We start from the raw sequence: 18,121 nt of genomic DNA, 5'->3' as shown, positions 1-18,121 counted from the left end.
AATATCACGCCGATAATGATGAAGCTCATCACCGGGTCGATCCAGAGCAACCCGGTAAGGTTGATCAACAGGCCGGCAACAACTACACCGGCAGAAACTCCTGCATCGGCAGCCATGTGCAAAAAGGCGCCTTTTATATTCAGGTCGCCTTTCTTTCCCTTCACAAACAACAAAGCAGTAATTGTATTGATCACTATACCAATGCCTGCTACGATCATCACCTGAGATCCGGCAACCGGCTGCGGTTCTGTAAGCTTACCAATTGCATCCCAGCCAATGGCAATAACAGCGCCGAAAAGCATCAGTGCATTGAGAATGGAAACAAGGATGGTGGTTCTGCGCAGGCCATAGGTATACTTCCCTTTTGGCTTCAGTGTGGCCAGCCAGGCTGCCGTCCAGGCAAAAACCAAACTCAGCACATCCCCCGCATTATGGCCTGCATCAGCCAGTAACGCGGAAGAATTGGCCAACAGTCCATAGAAAACCTCAACGGCTACAAATACAACATTAAGGACAATGCCAATTATAAAAGCTTTTCTGTGTGTTACCTGGTGCGTATGTGCCATAATGTTCCAACAATTTTCATTGTTCTTCTGTTTTAAATCTTAGTATTTTATCAATGGGCATGACCACTGTGTCCGCTCCCGCCTTTCTTCATTTCCGAAACCAACGCCTGGGCATTATTTATTACAAACCTGTCATTAGCGGAATACGGGATGTCAAAGGTAAAACTTGTGAAAGAACCTTCCGTCATTCCCTTATTAACTAAAACCCTTTCAAAAATAAAATAGTGTACGGAATCATCGTGTACATGTTCATGGTTGTTTTTACTGTCCTGTTCATTTTGAAGCTCGGGAGTATGCTGATTTTCACCTTCATTATGAGCATGCTCCTTATGCTCCTGACCAGCCACTCCCTCTTTCTTCAGCAGGAAAGTATAATCCTCACCCTGTTCTGCCACGAATGCCTCTTCCGGCAAGGTCATCTGCTTCTTGCCTCCTGTTTGAATATGAGCCATGACAGCCATACCGGGTAAAAGGTCTTCGCTTTTTTCCAAAATTTCAGCATGCACAAGGGCTGTTCGCTGTCCCGAATCAAATCTTTTTGCCACCTTCATGATCTTCCCTTTCATAGGCTGTGTTGCCGGTTTATTGGCAAGTTTGAACGTCAGGTTCTGGCCCTGGGCAATTTTGGACATGTCTTTCTCATAAACATTCAGATCAATATGCACCTTGTCATTCGCTGTAATATGGAAAAGTGGCTGCTGCGGGCTAACGTGGCTGCCTGTGTTCACATTGATCCGGGCAATATATCCGGAAATGGGTGCCACCACAGGATAATCTTTCTGAAGAGTTTGTGGCGACAACTGATCTGTATCGATATGGATGAGCTCCAGTTTCTGTCTAAGACTTTGCAGACGGGTCAGGTTGGACTGGTAATCTGACTTTGCATTCTGAAAAGTCTTTTCTGAATTCACACTGTCCTCCAGCAATCTTTTCTGCCGTTTGTATTCGGATTCAAGATATTCATCACGATTTAATGCTTCCAGATATCGCTGCTGCATGTCCACAATATCGGGATGGCTGATGCGGGCAATAACCTGACCTTGTTTGACATAATCGCCTTCAATAACACGGATATCCCGGCATACCCCTCCAATTACCGCGCTGACCCTGGCCTCGTCGGAGGGAGCCAGGGCAAGTTCACCGAAACTTTTCACCAGTTGCGACAACTCCTGCCTTGTTATCGTTCCCAGGGCAATGTCCGCTGTTTTCATTTGTTTCTCGGTGATGAGCACTTCATCTTCCGATAAGGTATCTCTTATCCTGTGCAAAAGGCCTGAAGGATTGTGATCCCCGGCCTCCTCCCGGCCGTGAGTATGTTCAGTTTGATCCTCATGTAGATCCTGATGTGCTCCGTTTTGATCATTGGAGGAACAGCCTGTAAACATGTATACAAGTGCCATAAATATAATGACCACTTCTGTCTTAATTCTTATCTGACTCATTGCTAATTCATTTTATAATTCAAAATGTTATTGTCCTAAAAGATATTCCAGTTCAATGATGCTCCGATTAAAATCCCTCAGTGTTTCCAGATGATTTAGCCGGATATTCGTAGCCTGGTCGAAATACTGGATATATTGCAGGTAATCAATATTGCCTGCTTCATACTGTTTAGAAGCGCTCTTTATGATCATATCCGCTTCTTTCAGCCTGCTTTCACGGTAGAATTTCAATTGCTCCCGGTAGGTCTCCAATTGATTCAACGTGTTGACGTATGTTGTACGAATATCATTTCCAACCTCCCGGTAATTCTGTTGTGCTTCATCAGCAGCAAGCTCCGCAGCCTGATTTCTGCCCTTTTCGGCCCAAAAATCCAATGGTACTTCGAAGCCTAGTTCAAAGGCAGAAAAGCTTCCACTGCCTGAGAAGTTCCTGCGGCTGTAACGGAAAAACGGATCGGGCCATGAAATGGCTTTTACTGCCTTTTTCTCAGCCTGCTTTGTTTTCCACCTGTTTTTATAAAGTTTTACAACCGTATTGGATTTCAGGGAATCGCCGGCAACATATTCTTGTCCGGGCTGAAACGGTTTCAACTCAGTCTCTTCAATTCGCAGTGAATCATCCAAATAGAGGAGGCTCTTCAGTGTATTCCTGTAGTTGGCCAACAATTGAACTGCCTCTTTTTTTGTTACTATGATCTCTTCGTACTTTGCCTGTGATGAAACCTTTTCCAGGTAAGGTCTTTCACCGGTTTCAAAACGAAGTTCACCGGCCTCCGACAGATCTTTAAAAATACCTTGCAGCCTTTCCAGGAGCATTACCTTCTCCTTTGCATAAAGCAGATTTATATAAGCGAATTGAACCTTGCGCCTCAGTTCGGCCTCTTTTTTCTCCAACATTCTCTGGCTTTCTTCGATGCGTTGATTTGCCAAATCAGAACGTGCCGCGTATTCAACTGGGTTTCTTATCTTCTGTTCAACCGACCAGATTTCAATGCCGGTACCTTCATTCTCTCTTTCATAAATCATCTTGGTATCCGGTAAATCCCAGGATGTATGTTTAAGTTTTTCCTGCTGTTCCACCTGAAGTTCCCCTGCCTTTATGGACGGATGGTTCTCCAGGGCAATTTCTACGGCCTGCTCCATGCTTTTAATTTGAACAGACCGGTCATCGGGATGTTGTGCATAAAGCTTACCCGTGTATGCCAGAGAAAACAAGACAAGACCAGCTATCAAATATCTGCCATTGATACGCTGGCTGGCTCTTGAAATAATGGCTGAAAAAGAGGGCACTTTATGCATCCTTTCACTAAATGAATAAATGATGGGCAGTAATATCAAGGTGAGCAGGGTTGCTGTCACCAAACCGCCCACAACAACCGTTGCCAGGGGACGTTGTACCTCGGCCCCCGAAGAAGTGGAAACTGCCATGGGCAAAAACCCGAGCATATCAGTAAGGGCTGTGAGGATTACCGGCCGCAGTCGCATATCTGTGCCATGATAAATTCTTCTGAAAACATTATTCATGCCTTCTGCCTTTAACTCATTGAAAAAACTCATAAGCACCACCCCGTTCAGCACAGCAATCCCAAAAAGGGCAATAAAGCCAATCCCTGCTGATATGCTGAAAGGCATACCGCGTATCCATAAAGAAAACACTCCACCGATCGCTGCCAGAGGAACCGCGGAAAATACCAGTGCAGCCTGTTTAAAGGAATTAAATGTAAAATAAAGAAGGGTGAAAATGAAAGCCATCACCAACGGAACAACCCATGAAAGGCGTTTCTTGGCCCGCTGAAGGCTTTCAAACTCACCTTCATAGGTAATGTTGTATCCTCTTGGCAGATCAAGCTTTTGTCCCAGCTCCTGCTGGACGGCATTGATGAAGGATTCTGTATCCCTGTCGCCTACATCGATATCGACCTCAATTTTTCGTTTTACCGCTTCACGTGAGATAGAGGCAGGACCCTCCTGCATGCGAATGTCAGCCACTTCGCTAAGCTGAACCTGTCCACCGTTGGGTCGTCTAATATACAATTCGCCAATTGATCCCGGATCTTTCCGGTATCGCTTCTTAAGCCTGACCACCTGAGAAAATTGCCTTTCCCCTTCATAGATGATCCCGGCTTTCATACCGGAATATCCAGCCTGAACTGTACGATTAACCGTTTCAATATCCAGACCATATTGAGATAGCTTATCGCGGTCATATTCAATAACAATTTGCGGAAGTCCGATGACCTTCTGCACATTGAGGTCCCCTGCTCCCGGAATATCATCTATGATATTTCTGGCGTTCTGACCATAATGATATAGCGTATCCAGATTAGGCCCGTAAATGTTCATAAGAATATCTGCAGTGGAACCCGTTAACAGATGTTTGAAAAGCATATCGATCGGCTGGGAGAAGAAAAAACTTACTCCGGGAACAGCTGCCGACATCTCTTGTTTCATCATCTGTTCCAGTTCCTCTTTTTTCTCTGCACGGGTCCAATCCTCTTTGGGCTTCAAGTTGATAATCATTTTAGCCATCTCCAGTGACATTGGATCAGTGGGGATCTCTCCCGTTCCGATTTTGGTGGCCACCTGTTCCACCTCGTCGGGAAATTCATTCATCAGGATTTGTTCCAGTTTTGTATTTATATTCACGGTTTCGGTAAGGGAGGTGCCGGGTTGAAGGATGGGATGAATGGCAAAATCCCCCTCATCGAGCGTTGGAATAAAGACCGAACCCAGACGGCCGAACATAAGTATACCTCCAACCAAAATAACAACAATGACGGAAGTTACAGCATACCGGTATCGTAAAGTTTTTCTCAGAATATGGCGATAACCGGAACGTAAGCTGTTGATAATGCGATCTGCAAACCTTGGCTTATCCGATTTCTCAGGGCGCAGAAGCAAGGCCGACATCATGGGAACATAAGTCAGGCAAAGGATGATGGCTCCGACAAGAGCAGAACCGAAAACTAAGGCCATCGGCTTGAACATATCTCCCTCCTGTCCTGTAAGGGTAAGTATAGGAATAAATACGATCAGGATGATCATTTGTCCGAAAAAGGCTGTGCGCATCATTCTTCCCGATGACCAGACAGTAATTTCATTGATTTCTTTCTGCAATTCCTTCCCTTTGAGCTTCCTAAGGGATGTACGGTGCCTGCTTATCTGAAATACCGTAAACTCAATAATAATCACGGCCCCGTCAATGATGATACCGAAATCTATGGCTCCCAGGCTGATTAAATTAGCCGATAAATTAAAGGTATACATAATGCCAAGGGCGAACAGCAGGGAGAGGGGAATCACGGAAGCTGTTATCAAACCTGACCTCAGGCTTCCCATCAGCATGATCAGCACAAAAATTACGATCAATGCCCCCAGAGCCAGGTTTTCTGTGACCGTTCCGGTAGTTTTATCGATAAGAGTGGACCGGTCGAGGAATGGCTTCATTTCCACTCCCTCCGGTAAGGCCGATTCCACCTGTGGCAATCTTTCCTTTACATTTGAAATCACTTTGGCAGGGTTTTTCCCGCGTAACATCATGACCTTACCACCCACAGTCTCTCCTTTCCCATTATAGGTAAAAGCGCCAAAGCGAGGTGCATGACCAAACCGGACATCAGCCACATCGCCAATTTGAAGCGGTATGCCATTATCATTCTTCAGAACAATATTCCGAATATCTTCCAGTGATCGAGTCAAGCCCTGACCACGGACAAAATAAGCGCGCCGGTTCTTTTCTATATAGCTTCCACCGGTATTGGCATTGTTTTTCTTTAAGGCCTCGTAAATATCGGTAATGGTTAGACCAAAACTCCTCAGACGGTCGGGTTCAACAGCAACTTCGTACTGCTTGAGGAAACCACCCATGGTATTCACCCCCACCACACCCTGGATATTAATCAATTCCTTCTTTACAATCCAATCCTGGATCTCCCGAAGATCCATTGCACTGTAAACACTGTCATATCCGGGTTCCGTTGAAAGCACATATTGATAAATCTCTCCCAGGCCTGAGGTCATTGGCCCCATGGTTGGCTCTCCGGCACCGGCAGGCAATTTCGCGGAAGCGCTTGCCAGTTTTTCTTTCACCAATTGCCTGGGCTTGTACATGCCCATGTCATCTTCAAAAACAAGGGTGATATCCGACAATCCAAATTTAGATACCGACCGGATCTCTTTCAGACCGGGCAAATTTCCCATTTCAAGCTCGATAGGATAGGTTATCAGGCGTTCGACTTCTTCTGTGGCCAGGTCAGGCGTATAGGTTGTTACCTTTACCTGGTTATTGGTCAGGTCAGGAAGGGTATTCAACGGGAGATTGATGGCGGAATAAATCCCCCAACCGATCCATGCCAGCATGATTATTCCTATAATGAATTTATTTCTGACGGAAAAACGTATTAGTAACTGTATCATAAAATCAAGTAATGATTGAATAATAAAACATGACCGGTAAAAAGCATTACCGGATTCAATGGATAAATAAATGAATGATATGGATTAAATGAACTGGAAAGGAGGAGCCCGGGAGGATTGGTTGCTTAATATTATGGAATCATATCCTATAAGTCCATGAAAGGACTTGATAATGCCGGTTTCAAAAAGGTGACCAATCCTGGATCCCTCGGTTTGGATGAACAAGGATGCGGTCAGGTCATCCTTTCCCGGGAATACCTGGGGATTGAAATGACAAACGTGCGAATTATGGTTATCTGTGAAATATACATTGTCAGAATCATTGTCCCGGTAATGCAGGCCTTCTTTTCTAAATTCATTCAGAAGGTGGTCCGGTTCATTGCCGTAATGATGTGTATGTGGAATAAAAGAATGAAGGATCAGGCTCAAACCAGCCAGATAAAAATGAAAAATCAAGGTATGCCGGAACAAATTGCGCATAATCTGCAAAAATAGTATATTATCCCAAATCTGCAAATTCATTTAAAGCGAATTCAACCCGGCAAAATCGATTTCCCCCAGTTGGTCTCCATAGCATAATCCATAATTTTTTTAAAACCCTGGTAATCCAGCTCTGGACAATGAATGCCCGAGGCCTGAAGCAGTGGAGTGGTGTTTGAGGCATCAAATTTCCGGCCATCCGGCAGATAGGAATGATATTCTCCCAGATAGGAGTAAAACAAATGCTCCATGGCATTTCGCCGGTTTTTTGGCTTCTGCATATCATTACGGGTAGTAATGCCAGCCAGATGAAAATACTCGGAGATATAACTCACAAGCGTATCAAGGGAAGTAGAACGCGGTTGGGTAATATGGTGGATTTTGGCGGAGCCGTTATTGTCATAAAGAGATAAAAAGGCCTTTACAAAATAATCCACAGGGATCAGATTAATCCCGTTGCGATCGTGGGTTTCCAATTCAATGGGAAAGAAAAGCCGTCCGGTTTGTTCACGGAAAACACCCAGCTCGCGTGAAGGGTTGGCACCGTTATTCAGGTCTTTTAAGAAAATCTTTTTAAGCAGATACAAGGTTTTGATGGGATAGTACAACCCATTGAAACGAAAAGTCTTTCCATTACGGGAATTGCCGTATACCACCGAAGGCCGGTAAATCTTCCAGGGCAAATCGTTACTTTCACAGAAGCTTCTCACTGCTTGTTCGGCCTGATGTTTGGTTTCTTCGTATACATTAGGAAACTCATGTCGTTCCGGGATCTCTTCTTTACAGCTATTATGCCTGGGAGAACCTACAAATGCGGTGCTGACCAGATGAAACCCAGAAACCGATGCGCCGGAAGCAAATTGGAGAATATTTTCAAGTGCAGTCAGGTTGGCCTTCTCCGCATCAACCCTTCTCTGCTCAGCAAATGATGTACTGGCAGCGCAATGGATGATTTCAGAAGTTCTTGCCTGTAAAGACCGGTAAGAGTTGCAATCAAGTGCCAAGCCTGGTTGCGAGATGTCGGCTTCTACCACCTCACAATGTCTGCGTGCTGATCCGCTCACCGCGAACCAGTCAAAAAGGGTTTCCATCCTTTGCTTTCCTGACTGACCGCCGTTTTTTCTGACCACTGCAATGACTTTCCTCCCTTCCTCAATGAAAGCAGCAGCAAGATGGCTTCCCAGAAAGCCCGAAGCACCGGTTAACAGTATCTTCTTCATTTCAACGGATTCTTATTGTTAAATGTGAAATTAAAAATTTAATGCATACATGAATGATTGATTGAGTGATTGGATGATTGAATGATTGTCAGATTGTTAATTAATTGAAGATATTTTGACCATTTGGATTAACATTAGCCCTTAATATCAATTTGAACATGAAACAATGTAACAATGATATGGTTGATACCTCCTTCTTTTCGTTATAAATGATCAATTAATGTTGTCCTTTCCAATTCAACATGTTGGCGAACGACAGGCATCCAATCACCCAATCATTCAATCACGCCCTGCGCGAACAGGCATTCAATCATTTCTATCAAGTATAGAGGATATTCTCCATCCTGGCGATGCCCTGGTACAGGGTGTACCTGATCCATCTGACGGCATCGTATTTTGCACTGTAGCCTTCTATAATCCCTGCCATCTCCTCCATGGCCTGGAGCATGTGCATCCTGTCTTTATCATTTTGCTGATCAACGTAATAGTCATATTCAAACACGGCCCTTTTGCCGAAGTCCAAAGGAGTGATGAATCCATAATCGTTCTTTACATTCCATTTATCACCGATTCTTTTGAATTCCCGGTTGATCTCCATGATCAGTTCAGGATTATCCAACGGCACATAAACAATCCAGGCTACCACATGTTTTTCCCTTCCCATTCTCGAGCTCAGGATTCTGAAATCAGTGAGCCAAACCAGGTCAGTCATTTGAGGATTTTCATACAACCGGATATAAAATGGCTTCAGATCATCGGGCACGACACCGGCCAGCTTTTTGGCCTCCGGCTGGAGCACCGTTTCGATGAGCGGCTCCATCTTCTTATCGGCGAGCATCTGATAAACAGAAGATCCTTCCATCATTTCATTCAGGTGAACCAGTACTTCATTATCCTGGAGGTCAGGAAGGGACAATAGGAGGGCTCTGAAGACCCGCTGAGAAATTACCGGATAACCCATATCGCGTACATTGGATTCATCGTACCGATCGCCTATCATCTGAACGACATAAGCCATTCCAAATTCTCTGTGAAGAACATTCTTAACCTTCTTTGCCAGTTCGGTTGAAGGCGAAAGGAAGGTAGCCAGATATTCTCCGCCCAGCAGTCCGGCAGCGAGGCCGGTCCTTCTCCGGCCAATCTCCCGAAGAAAGTCAAGGGCCTGACCGAAAGAAGAGAAAGGCACCAAAAAGCCCCTTTCATCAGGAAGACGTGGGTAGAGCTTAAACGAGGCTTCCGTGCAGACACCCGGAATAGGCACGTCACGCTTTTCATAAGCAAACAGGTTGGATGCTGTTTTTTCAGACAATCTGAATACATTGCCTTCCGGGTCTACAAATTGAGCATCAATCACGTTCTGCGCTCCCATACCATAAGCATGGGAATAAGTGGAAAAGATGCCCGAACACATCAGGTTGGCAACAATCAGTGCAGCGGGCTCAGCGGTCTGAACCCGGTAACCTTTTTCTGTAGCCGCCTGCTGAAGCTCATAGGCAGCTACCCCTGCACCGGCTTTTATCAATCCCTTTTCCTCATCTAACTCTATCTGTTTCATCCGGGCCATATCAATCACAAGATCGTGGCTCATCACAAAGCCCATCACACTGGAGCCATTGCCACGTACTGCGAAATCCAGTCCATGCTTTTTGCAGACCTTCATAATGGCTGATACATCCTCCACACTACCGGGCAAAATCACATAACCGGGAATGGTTTCCTCAGTGGCCGGCGAAGGATCATTGGCATATGATATGCAAATGGCCGGGTCCTTGCTGCACCATGCTTCACCCGTGATACAGGCAAGCTCATCATAAACCGGATCATGTATGTCAACTGAAGTAACCTGGTTTTTGTTTTCCTCTACATAGCTTTTAAGGGAACGGGCTACTTCTACCGGACGCATTCCGGTAATGAAATGACACTGCCGGTCGCATATCCCGCAAAGGTCGCAGTCTTCCGCAATTTCTACTGCTTTTTCCGTAAGCGGGATGCGTCCCTCAGTAAGGGCAGCATAGAGATCCATCCTTCCCTGTGGATAATAGCTGACAAAATGCTTCTCAGACCCGGAAGCACAAATGCCCGTATTAAGAAAATCGATCTTGCACATGGCATAATGCCTGCAATAGGATGCCGTTTTTTCAGGACTCATTCCATTTCCTCCCGCATTTTCCTTGCCTGTTGATTCCGTATTTCTCTCCATAAAAAAATTTGCTAATGTCCTACGGTAAAATATTTACGCTTGTAAAGCCAAATAAATTCAAAGACTGCAAATTATAAAAAATTCCCGGCCTTTATCATTACCGGGAACAATTTGAAATGAGTCAAAATATGTCAGCAAAACACGAAATGTTTACATCGACTCCAGTTTTTCAATTAAACCATCTGCTCTTTTACCAATCTCTTCACTTTCAACATTAAGCTCCTGCACAAATGAGTTTTCCTCAAAAGCTCCCCGCACCGATGCAAAATCTTTATCCCTGGTCGTTTCATCGCCGTCGACTCCAAATCCAATCTTACTATTGGAGCCAAACTCTTGTTGCGCATCTTTCAGAATCATGTTGTTCATCTTCTCCGCATTTTCTTTCCAGTCCCTTAGTATCTCCACGAGTTGCTCCTTTGTAATATCTTTAAAATGGATTCCAAGCCGTTCGCCAATAAGATGGGAACACCATTCCCAGGAAGAAGCCGGATAGTTGTTGTATATTTCTTCCAGCTCACCGGTAAGAGCATCCACAGAAATTACCTTTCCGGCCTTAACCTCTTCACAAAGCCGGTTAATATCCTGTTGGGAAGCAAACATACCTGAAACATCCACCCATTTGCCTTTTCCGTTTCCATCCCGGGGAATCAGCTCCTGTTTCAGCTCATCAAAGGTACCGGCTTTAGACTGATCAATCTGTTTTGCCAACTCATGGCCCAGGTAAACCCTGATACCTATCTCATAATATTTTTGGGCGGTGCGAAGGATCAAACGCGGAATGTGGACCCCCTTATACGAAACATACCTCTGCTCCTTAGAAGCTTTGTCTTTCAATTGTTTTAATATTTTGCCGGCATTCACCATTTTTTGTACGACAAAAGGGCTAAACAGATCGAAATGAATCAAATCCAGCTTATTCGGATCTCTGCGCTTATCCCGCTTCGGCCACTTCCGTATGTCACGCAGGGTACCTACCGTAAACAGGTTAAGCGCCGGAATCAGCTCACTTCTGTCACTTTTGGCATCGATATACGAAAACGGAAATTGGGAGGTATCAAAACTGCCTTTGTGTTTTCCGAGGACCATAGAATACGGACCAACATGGGTAGGCCATAACATATAGGAAAACGATCCGGTTTTTGAACCCCTCTCCAGTCTTCCCTGATGGACCGGCCCCATTTTATAGAGGTGGTTGCTTTTATTGGAGCCGCTGCCGGCATTGTAAAACGAGTAGGCGCCGGCAATGAGCAAAGTGGATTTGTGATGGGTTACGGTGTACGGTCCTCCGAATATACTCACTGCCTCACTGTGGAAGGCTTCGCTATTGGCAAAAAGAACGGAATGCTCCGCAGAAAACTGTTTTCCTGTCTGCACGCTCTGCCCGATAAATGTATGATCAAGAATGGCTCCCCCATCAACTGTTGAACCTGAATTCACGATAAATCCTTTTGCTATAACTCCCTCGCCTATTGTTACCGGATCCTCTTTACAACTGCTTACAGTACCCTCTTCAAGGAAGTTTGCTCCATAGATGACAGCATTACTTCCAATATTGACGTTTCTTATTGTCTTTGTGCCAATAATTCTGGCTCCTGCCCCAATGGTACCCTTATGGGATCTTTTTGTCTCTGCATAATCATGTATAAGTTTTCCGAGATTTTCCGCTAATTGCTGATCGTGCCGGTAATTCACCATAAGATATGCGATCTGGGCCGTCATCTTGTCACATATTGGCAACTCCCTCCCCCCTCCTTCATTTAATACTTCCAGTTCAACACCGTTCCCAAAGGTGCTTTCACTGGTTACCACCAGCGATCCAACATTTTCAACCGCTACATCCTCATCCACATAGTAGCCGATTAAATTCCTGACATTGGAAATGTAAACATCATCTCCTATCGAACAATCTTCAATATAAGAATGATAAATCCCCGAAGGTTTTTTGATTCCTTCTTCCACTTCAACTTTCCCGGAGAACGCGCCAAGCTTAACTTCTCCTGCGAAATATACGCTATGAAGCCGGCGAAGATTAAATTCCGGTTTCACTTTTATCTGCGACCAATCCTCGGAGAAACAATCGTTCTTCTCCAATTGAGATATTTCCGACTCTTTTAGGTTCCTGTAATTCATAGCAAGTTCATAATCTTTAAGTGAATCAGAGAAATAAAAAGCTTCTGTTCAACGAAGGAAGAGACTTCTAAAAATCATCCTATAATTCGGGCAACTTGTTCAATGATTCATTTTCTATGTCCTTAAAGTATTTTAGAGTCCCTACTTTTATCTCTTCAGTTGATTCTTCATCGCATGCAATAATTCCATGTCGGTGAAGCTGGAGCATAGAAACAGTCCACATATGATTTACTCCCTCTTCTATACCCATCTTCAGGGCCCGGGCCTTATGGAGTCCATTGACAATGATCAGGACTTCCTCGGCATCCATAATGGTGGCAACACCAACAGTCAAAGCTGTGCGGGGAACTTTACTGATATCATTACTAAAAAACCTGGCATTGGCCTGAATGGTATCATAAGTTAACGTTTTAACCCGGGTTCTTGAAGAAAGTGAAGAACCGGGCTCATTAAAAGCAATATGTCCGTCAGCCCCTATACCTCCTAAGAAAAAATGTATTCCTCCGTAGCTCTTAATCTTTTCCTCAAAACGTTTGCATTCAGCATCCAGATCTTTAGCGTTTCCATCCAGAATATTGATATTTTCCTTTGGAATATCAATGTGATTGAATAAATTGTGATACATAAAATAGTGGTAGCTCGCCTCGTGATCTTCAGGAATACCCACATATTCATCCATATTGAATGTAATCACATTTTTAAATGAGATTTTCCCTTCCTTATAGAGTTCGATCAGGTTCTGATAGGTGCCCACAGGTGAGGATCCGGTTGGAAGTCCCAGGACAAAAGGTTTATCGGGTGTTGGGTCGAACTCTTTTATCTTTTTTGCTATATAATATGCAACCCACTTACTTAAGGACTGGTAATTTTCATGAATTAAAATTCTCATGGCTCAAAAAGTTTTTTTAAGTTCAAAAATCAATTTATCTAATAACAATAAAAAATCTCCTCTATTACAGCATAATCTTGGCATCGGCAATAAAAGCACCTTCATCTTCTTCAAGGACAATCAGCGGATTAATATCCAATTCTTTTATCTGAGGGCAATCTAAGGCAAGCTGACTCAGTCGCATGATGGTTTCCTTTATAGCCTGTATATCGTATGAATCCCTTCCTCTAAATCCGGTAAGCAATGGATAGGCTTTTATCTGCTCTATCATCCCCATCGCTGCCTTTTCATCCACAGGTGCTACTTTGAAGCTCACATCACCATAAACTTCCACGTATATCCCTCCTAAACCAAACATGATTACCGGCCCAAATACCGGATCTTGTTTAGTACCCAGAATAACCTCTTCTCCTTTTGGCAACTGGCGGGTCACGAAGACGCCTTCCACATGGGCCTCGGGGGCATATTTAGCCGCATTGTCAGTGATGGAAACATAGGCTTCTTCAGCTTCATTCTTGGAAGATATGTTGAGCACCACTCCCTTAACATCAAATTTATGAACAATGTCCTCCGACATCACTTTCATTACGACCGGATATCCTATATCCTCAGCAATTTGCACTGCCTCTTCCTTTGATGTTGCCAGACCGTTTGAGAGAAACGGAAGTTTGTAAGTCTCCAGCACTTTGACAGCATCATACTCAGGCAGGTGCTTTCTACCCGAATTCACCGCATCATCCAACAGTTGATGAGCCTTCTTTTTGTCTACATCATTGAATACCCTGGGTTTGGCCTTTGCCTGTTTAATCAGTTCATTGAAATAGTATGTACTGGCAAATGCTTTGGCCATTGACTCTGGGAGAAAATAGTGGGGTATTCTGTTGCGCTGTAACAGCTGTATCCCTTCCCCAACATCGGCCTCACCCATAAAGGAAGCATAGATCGGCTTGTTGTACTGATTCGAAACATTGATCACTTCCTGGGCTATTTCTATGATATCGGTCATGGACTGCGGGGTAAGAATAACAAAGACTCCTCCGACATCCGGGTCCTTGCAGACGGCCGTCATAGCAATATTGTAACGGTCGGCATGCGCATCTCCAATAACATCAACCGGATTGTTTATATTGGCCGTGGCGGGCAAGCTTTTTTGAAGCGTAAGGGTAGTATTCTCGCTGAATTTTGCCAACTTGAGACCTTCACTAATAACAGCATCTGTCACCAAAACCCCAGGGCCGCCGGCATTGGTAATGACCGCCACCTTATTCGACTTGGATACGGGCTGATAGGCAAAAGCAATGGCAATGTTAAACATATCTTCAATGTTGTCGCACCGGATGATACCGGATTGCTCGGATGCTGCATCACAGACCTGGTCGCTACCGGCAAGAGATCCTGTATGGGAAGCTGCCGCCGAAGCACCTTCTGAAGTTCTGCCACTCTTTAGAAGCAATACAGGCTTGTTGGTTTTTCCAATCACATACTCTGCAGCCTGCATCAAACCGGGACCATCGGAGATCTCTTCCAGATAGATCAATATAACCTTGGTTTTCTCATCCCTGGCTAAATAATATAAAAGATCAATCTCGTTAATGTCAGGTTTATTACCGAAACTGATAAATTTGGAGAACCCTATCTGATGTGCCCTGGCATAATCCAGAACACCGGTACATAAAGCCCCGCTCTGGGAAATAAATGCTATATTCCCTTCATGCGGAAGTTTCCTAGCAAACGAAGCATTAAGCCGCACAAAATTGTCGGTGTTGATAATACCCAGACAATTCGGGCCTATTATGGACATATCGTATTTCTCTGCGATCTCCATAAGTTTCTTCTCCCGTTCTATACCTACGCCCCCTACTTCACGGAAACCAGCAGAAATAATAATCACCGATTTGATGCCCTTTTCACCGCATTGCTCCAAAGCCAAATGAACTACTGAACTGGGGAAAACAATTACAGCCAGATCAACAGGGTCTTCAATATCGGTGACGTATTTATAGGTTTTAACTCCCGAAATGTACTTATCTCTGGGACTAACCGGAAAAAGCAAACCGTTAAACTCTGCCTGAAGAAGGTTAATGAATACATCACCGGGAACAGTCCCTCTTTGCCTGTTAGTCCCTACTAAAGCTATTGATCCGGGATCAAAAAAGTTTTTCAGGTTCTTCTGGTGAATGTCGAATCTTCTACCCATACTTTAAAGTTTTCAGTTTAAATATTATTCCAGATAACCTGCAATAAAATCAATAGCCCCTGAAACCGACTGTACTTCCTTAGCTTTGTCTTCATCCAAGTCGATATCGAATTCTTCTTCAAAACCAGCTATCAATTGAACACTCTGAATAGAATCAGCTCCAAGATCGAAAATAAAATTGGCATCATCTGATATTTCAGAAACATCAGTGTTGAGCACTTTTGCAATTACCTTTTTGACTCTTTCTTTAATTTCTTCTTTTCCCATACTACAATCCTTTTTTAATATAATTAGGTGTGAAATCGCTGCTGTAGGTGATTCATCCAAAAATTAAGTTCCAAAAATAAATGATTCTTTTAAAAATCAAAAATAAAAATTTTCTCATCTAAACCAAATGGATCATAAAAATCCTGAAATACCCACAAAAAAGGAACTGCTAACGAAAATAAAAATCAAAAAAAGACATCTGTTTTGCATTGATTTTATAAATTGTGCCGGCGTAAACAATTAAATAATTCAAACCATTTTGTCATTTTGGATACAGAAATCACCATTATAGGAGCAGGAGTAGTAGGTCTGGCCATTGCAGCAAGGCTTTCATATGAATATGAAGGAATTGTACTCGTTGAAAGGAACAAGGGATTCGGAAAGGAGACTTCAAGCCGGAATTCCGAAGTAATTCATTCGGGGATTTACTATCCTGAAGGATCATTGAAAGCCCGGCTTTGCATGGAAGGGAGACAGCTATTGTATGATTACTGTAAGCAGAATGAAGTCCCGTACAGCAAGTGCGGAAAACTCATCGTGGCTACCAACCGGGAAGAAGAGAAGCAGTTGTCTTCCATACTGGTACGTGCGGAAAACAATGGAGTGACTTCCGGAAAGCACATCACACGAGAAGAAGCTGAAACACTGGAACCCAATATAAAAACATTGTCAGCCCTGCATTTCCCCGAATCCGGAATTGTAGATTCACATGGTTTAATGAAGGAGCTTGAAAAAGAAGCGGGAAGAAACGGGGTGGAGATGGCCTATAACAATGAAGTAACCGCACTAAGAAAGATCAAGGGGGGATATGAAGTAACCGTAAAAGATGCTGAAGGTGATTTTACCTTTTCTACGGGCAATGTGATAAACTCAGCAGGATTGGGAGCCTATGACATCTCCAGACTGATGGGAGCGGACGATCCTTCCTACCAATACCATTTCTGGAAAGGAGAATACTGGGGAGTAGGAAACGGAAAGGGCAAACTGGTCAGCAGGTTGATATATCCGGTTCCTGAGACGAATACCACAGGACTGGGTATTCATGCCACAGTTGATTTGAACCGTGGTCTCAAGCTTGGCCCCAATGCGATATACCTGGGCGATGACACACTGGATTATTCTGTGGACAAGTCGCGCAAAACCCGGTTTTATGAATCGGCCAAACGTTTTCTGCCGTTTCTGGAAAAGGATGACCTTCACCCCGATCAGGCAGGCATCAGACCCAAACTGCAAAAACCGGGTGATCCCATACGGGATTTTATCATTCATAATGAAGCGGACAAAGGCTTTCCCGGATTCATAAATCTACTGGGAATTGAATCACCCGGATTAACTGCTTGTCTGGCCATTGGGAATTATGTAAAGCAACTCATTTAACATGAATTGAGCAGGTAAAAGTTTAAATAACAGAAATCAAGAAAGCGGGCTGGAATTAATTTTTGTATAAGTTACTGGATTCTTTAAGATATTTTATAAATTTCCAATCATAAACGAAAGGAAAAATTACATCGTTTTTTTTCATCTGGATATTGTCAAAAAAACAACTTAAAACGAAACTCATATGGACGAGAACATTTGCTTAGGCATTGACTTTGGAGGTTCCGGTATCAAAGGAGCCCTTGTAGATACACGGAATGGAGAGGTCCAATCGGAGCGTCACCGGATACCCACACCGGATCCGGCAACCCCGGATGCTGTTGCATCAACCATCAGGGAAATTGTTGATCATTTCAATTATCAGGGCAATGTAGGAGTAGCTTTTCCCGCTGCCATCCTGGACGGTATTGTACAGAATGCATCCAATATTGATGATGGGTGGATTGGTACAAATGCATCGAAACTTTTATCAGAAGCCACCAACTGCCGGGTAGAAGTGCTTAATGATGCTGATGCTGCAGGACTGGCAGAAATGAGGTTCGGCCACGGAAAAAACATTCATGGTGTGGGTCTGATTGTAACCGTAGGGGTTGGCCTGGGCACTGCTCTGTTCACCAATGGGGTGTTGCTCCCAAATACTGAACTGGGCCATGTTTACCTGAAAAAGAAAAAAAAGGTCGCGGAACACTGGGCCTCCGATGCCATAAGAAAACAGGAAAACCTCTCATGGAAAAAATGGGCCAAACGTTTCGGGAAATACCTGCACCATCTGGAAGCCCTTTTCTATCCGGAACTGATTATCATTGGCGGAGGAGCAAGCAAAAAATTCGATAAATACGCCCAATATCTTAAAAAGGTCAAAACCAAAATTGTACCGGCCGAATTGCAAAACCATGCGGGAATCATCGGGGCAGCCGTGGAATCAATAGAAACCAAA

The 18,121-nt window shown here is 44.0% G+C and carries 12 protein-coding genes; 3 read left to right on the top strand and 9 right to left on the bottom strand.

Features of this window, described 5'->3' with window-relative positions; all coding sequences use genetic code 11:
* The 3 genes from KGY70_07790 to KGY70_07780 all read right to left on the bottom strand — a co-directional run.
* A partial coding sequence (locus tag KGY70_07790; GenBank protein MBS3775071.1) for a cation transporter occupies positions 1-566 on the bottom strand: 566 nt, incomplete at its 3' end.
* 50 nt (positions 567-616) lie between these two features.
* On the bottom strand, positions 617-2,008 hold the full coding sequence (locus KGY70_07785; protein MBS3775070.1) for an efflux RND transporter periplasmic adaptor subunit: 1,392 nt from the start codon (positions 2,006-2,008) through the stop codon (positions 617-619).
* Positions 2,009-2,035: 27 nt separating this feature from the next.
* Positions 2,036-6,424 (bottom strand): CusA/CzcA family heavy metal efflux RND transporter, encoded by a 4,389-nt coding sequence (locus tag KGY70_07780; GenBank protein MBS3775069.1) that lies wholly within the window; start codon positions 6,422-6,424, stop codon positions 2,036-2,038.
* 156 nt (positions 6,425-6,580) lie between these two features.
* On the opposite strand from KGY70_07780, the gene KGY70_07775 reads away from it, so the two are divergent.
* Complete coding sequence (locus KGY70_07775) at positions 6,581-6,919, top strand: hypothetical protein (GenBank protein MBS3775068.1); 339 nt, start codon at positions 6,581-6,583, stop codon at positions 6,917-6,919.
* Positions 6,920-6,957: 38 nt separating this feature from the next.
* Here the strand turns inward: KGY70_07775 and KGY70_07770 are convergent, their stop codons facing one another.
* The 6 genes from KGY70_07770 to acpP all read right to left on the bottom strand — a co-directional run bounded on the left by KGY70_07770 (position 6,958) and on the right by acpP (position 15,807).
* Positions 6,958-8,124 carry an SDR family oxidoreductase gene (locus KGY70_07770; GenBank protein ID MBS3775067.1) on the bottom strand — a complete coding sequence of 389 codons (1,167 nt, stop codon included), beginning with the start codon at positions 8,122-8,124 and terminating at the stop codon, positions 6,958-6,960.
* Between the two features lie 319 nt (positions 8,125-8,443).
* Positions 8,444-10,324, bottom strand: coding sequence for an FAD-dependent oxidoreductase (locus KGY70_07765; GenBank protein ID MBS3775066.1), 1,881 nt, complete (start codon positions 10,322-10,324; stop codon positions 8,444-8,446).
* 150 nt (positions 10,325-10,474) lie between these two features.
* The gene (locus KGY70_07760; protein MBS3775065.1) at positions 10,475-12,454 is read right to left on the bottom strand and encodes a DUF4954 family protein; all 1,980 of its coding nucleotides are present in this window, start codon (positions 12,452-12,454) and stop codon (positions 10,475-10,477) included.
* Between the two features lie 79 nt (positions 12,455-12,533).
* On the bottom strand, positions 12,534-13,343 hold the full coding sequence (locus KGY70_07755; protein ID MBS3775064.1) for a glucosamine-6-phosphate deaminase: 810 nt from the start codon (positions 13,341-13,343) through the stop codon (positions 12,534-12,536).
* Positions 13,344-13,407: 64 nt separating this feature from the next.
* Positions 13,408-15,540, bottom strand: a complete 2,133-nt coding sequence (locus KGY70_07750) for an acetate--CoA ligase family protein (protein ID MBS3775063.1) — start codon at positions 15,538-15,540, stop codon at positions 13,408-13,410.
* Between the two features lie 24 nt (positions 15,541-15,564).
* Positions 15,565-15,807 (bottom strand): acyl carrier protein, encoded by a 243-nt coding sequence (gene acpP, locus KGY70_07745; GenBank protein MBS3775062.1) that lies wholly within the window; start codon positions 15,805-15,807, stop codon positions 15,565-15,567.
* 267 nt (positions 15,808-16,074) lie between these two features.
* Between acpP and KGY70_07740 the strand changes: the two genes are divergently transcribed.
* The gene (locus KGY70_07740) at positions 16,075-17,184 is read left to right on the top strand and encodes an NAD(P)/FAD-dependent oxidoreductase (GenBank protein MBS3775061.1); all 1,110 of its coding nucleotides are present in this window, start codon (positions 16,075-16,077) and stop codon (positions 17,182-17,184) included.
* Between the two features lie 184 nt (positions 17,185-17,368).
* Positions 17,369-18,121, top strand: a 753-nt coding sequence (locus KGY70_07735; GenBank protein MBS3775060.1) for an ROK family protein, incomplete at its 3' end; no start/stop codon positions are given.

This window comes from Bacteroidales bacterium, assembly GCA_018334875.1.
In the GTDB taxonomy this organism is placed as follows: domain Bacteria; phylum Bacteroidota; class Bacteroidia; order Bacteroidales; family UBA12077; genus JAGXLC01.
The sequence above is the reverse complement of the archived record's forward strand: the minus strand, read 5'-3'. Positions and strand labels throughout refer to the sequence as shown.

Bases quoted from the DNA above. Each gene is read 5' to 3' on its own strand.
- KGY70_07750 (MBS3775063.1), bottom strand. From the start codon at position 15,540: ATGGGTAGAAGATTCGACATTCACCAGAAGAACCTGAAAAACTTTTTT.
- acpP (MBS3775062.1), bottom strand. From the start codon at position 15,807: ATGGGAAAAGAAGAAATTAAAGAAAGAGTCAAAAAGGTAATTGCAAAA.
- KGY70_07765 (MBS3775066.1), bottom strand. From the start codon at position 10,324: ATGGAGAGAAATACGGAATCAACAGGCAAGGAAAATGCGGGAGGAAAT.
- KGY70_07785 (MBS3775070.1), bottom strand. From the start codon at position 2,008: ATGAGTCAGATAAGAATTAAGACAGAAGTGGTCATTATATTTATGGCA.
- KGY70_07755 (MBS3775064.1), bottom strand. From the start codon at position 13,343: ATGAGAATTTTAATTCATGAAAATTACCAGTCCTTAAGTAAGTGGGTT.
- KGY70_07770 (MBS3775067.1), bottom strand. From the start codon at position 8,124: ATGAAGAAGATACTGTTAACCGGTGCTTCGGGCTTTCTGGGAAGCCAT.
- KGY70_07775 (MBS3775068.1), top strand. From the start codon at position 6,581: ATGAAAGGACTTGATAATGCCGGTTTCAAAAAGGTGACCAATCCTGGA.
- KGY70_07780 (MBS3775069.1), bottom strand. From the start codon at position 6,424: ATGATACAGTTACTAATACGTTTTTCCGTCAGAAATAAATTCATTATA.
- KGY70_07760 (MBS3775065.1), bottom strand. From the start codon at position 12,454: ATGAATTACAGGAACCTAAAAGAGTCGGAAATATCTCAATTGGAGAAG.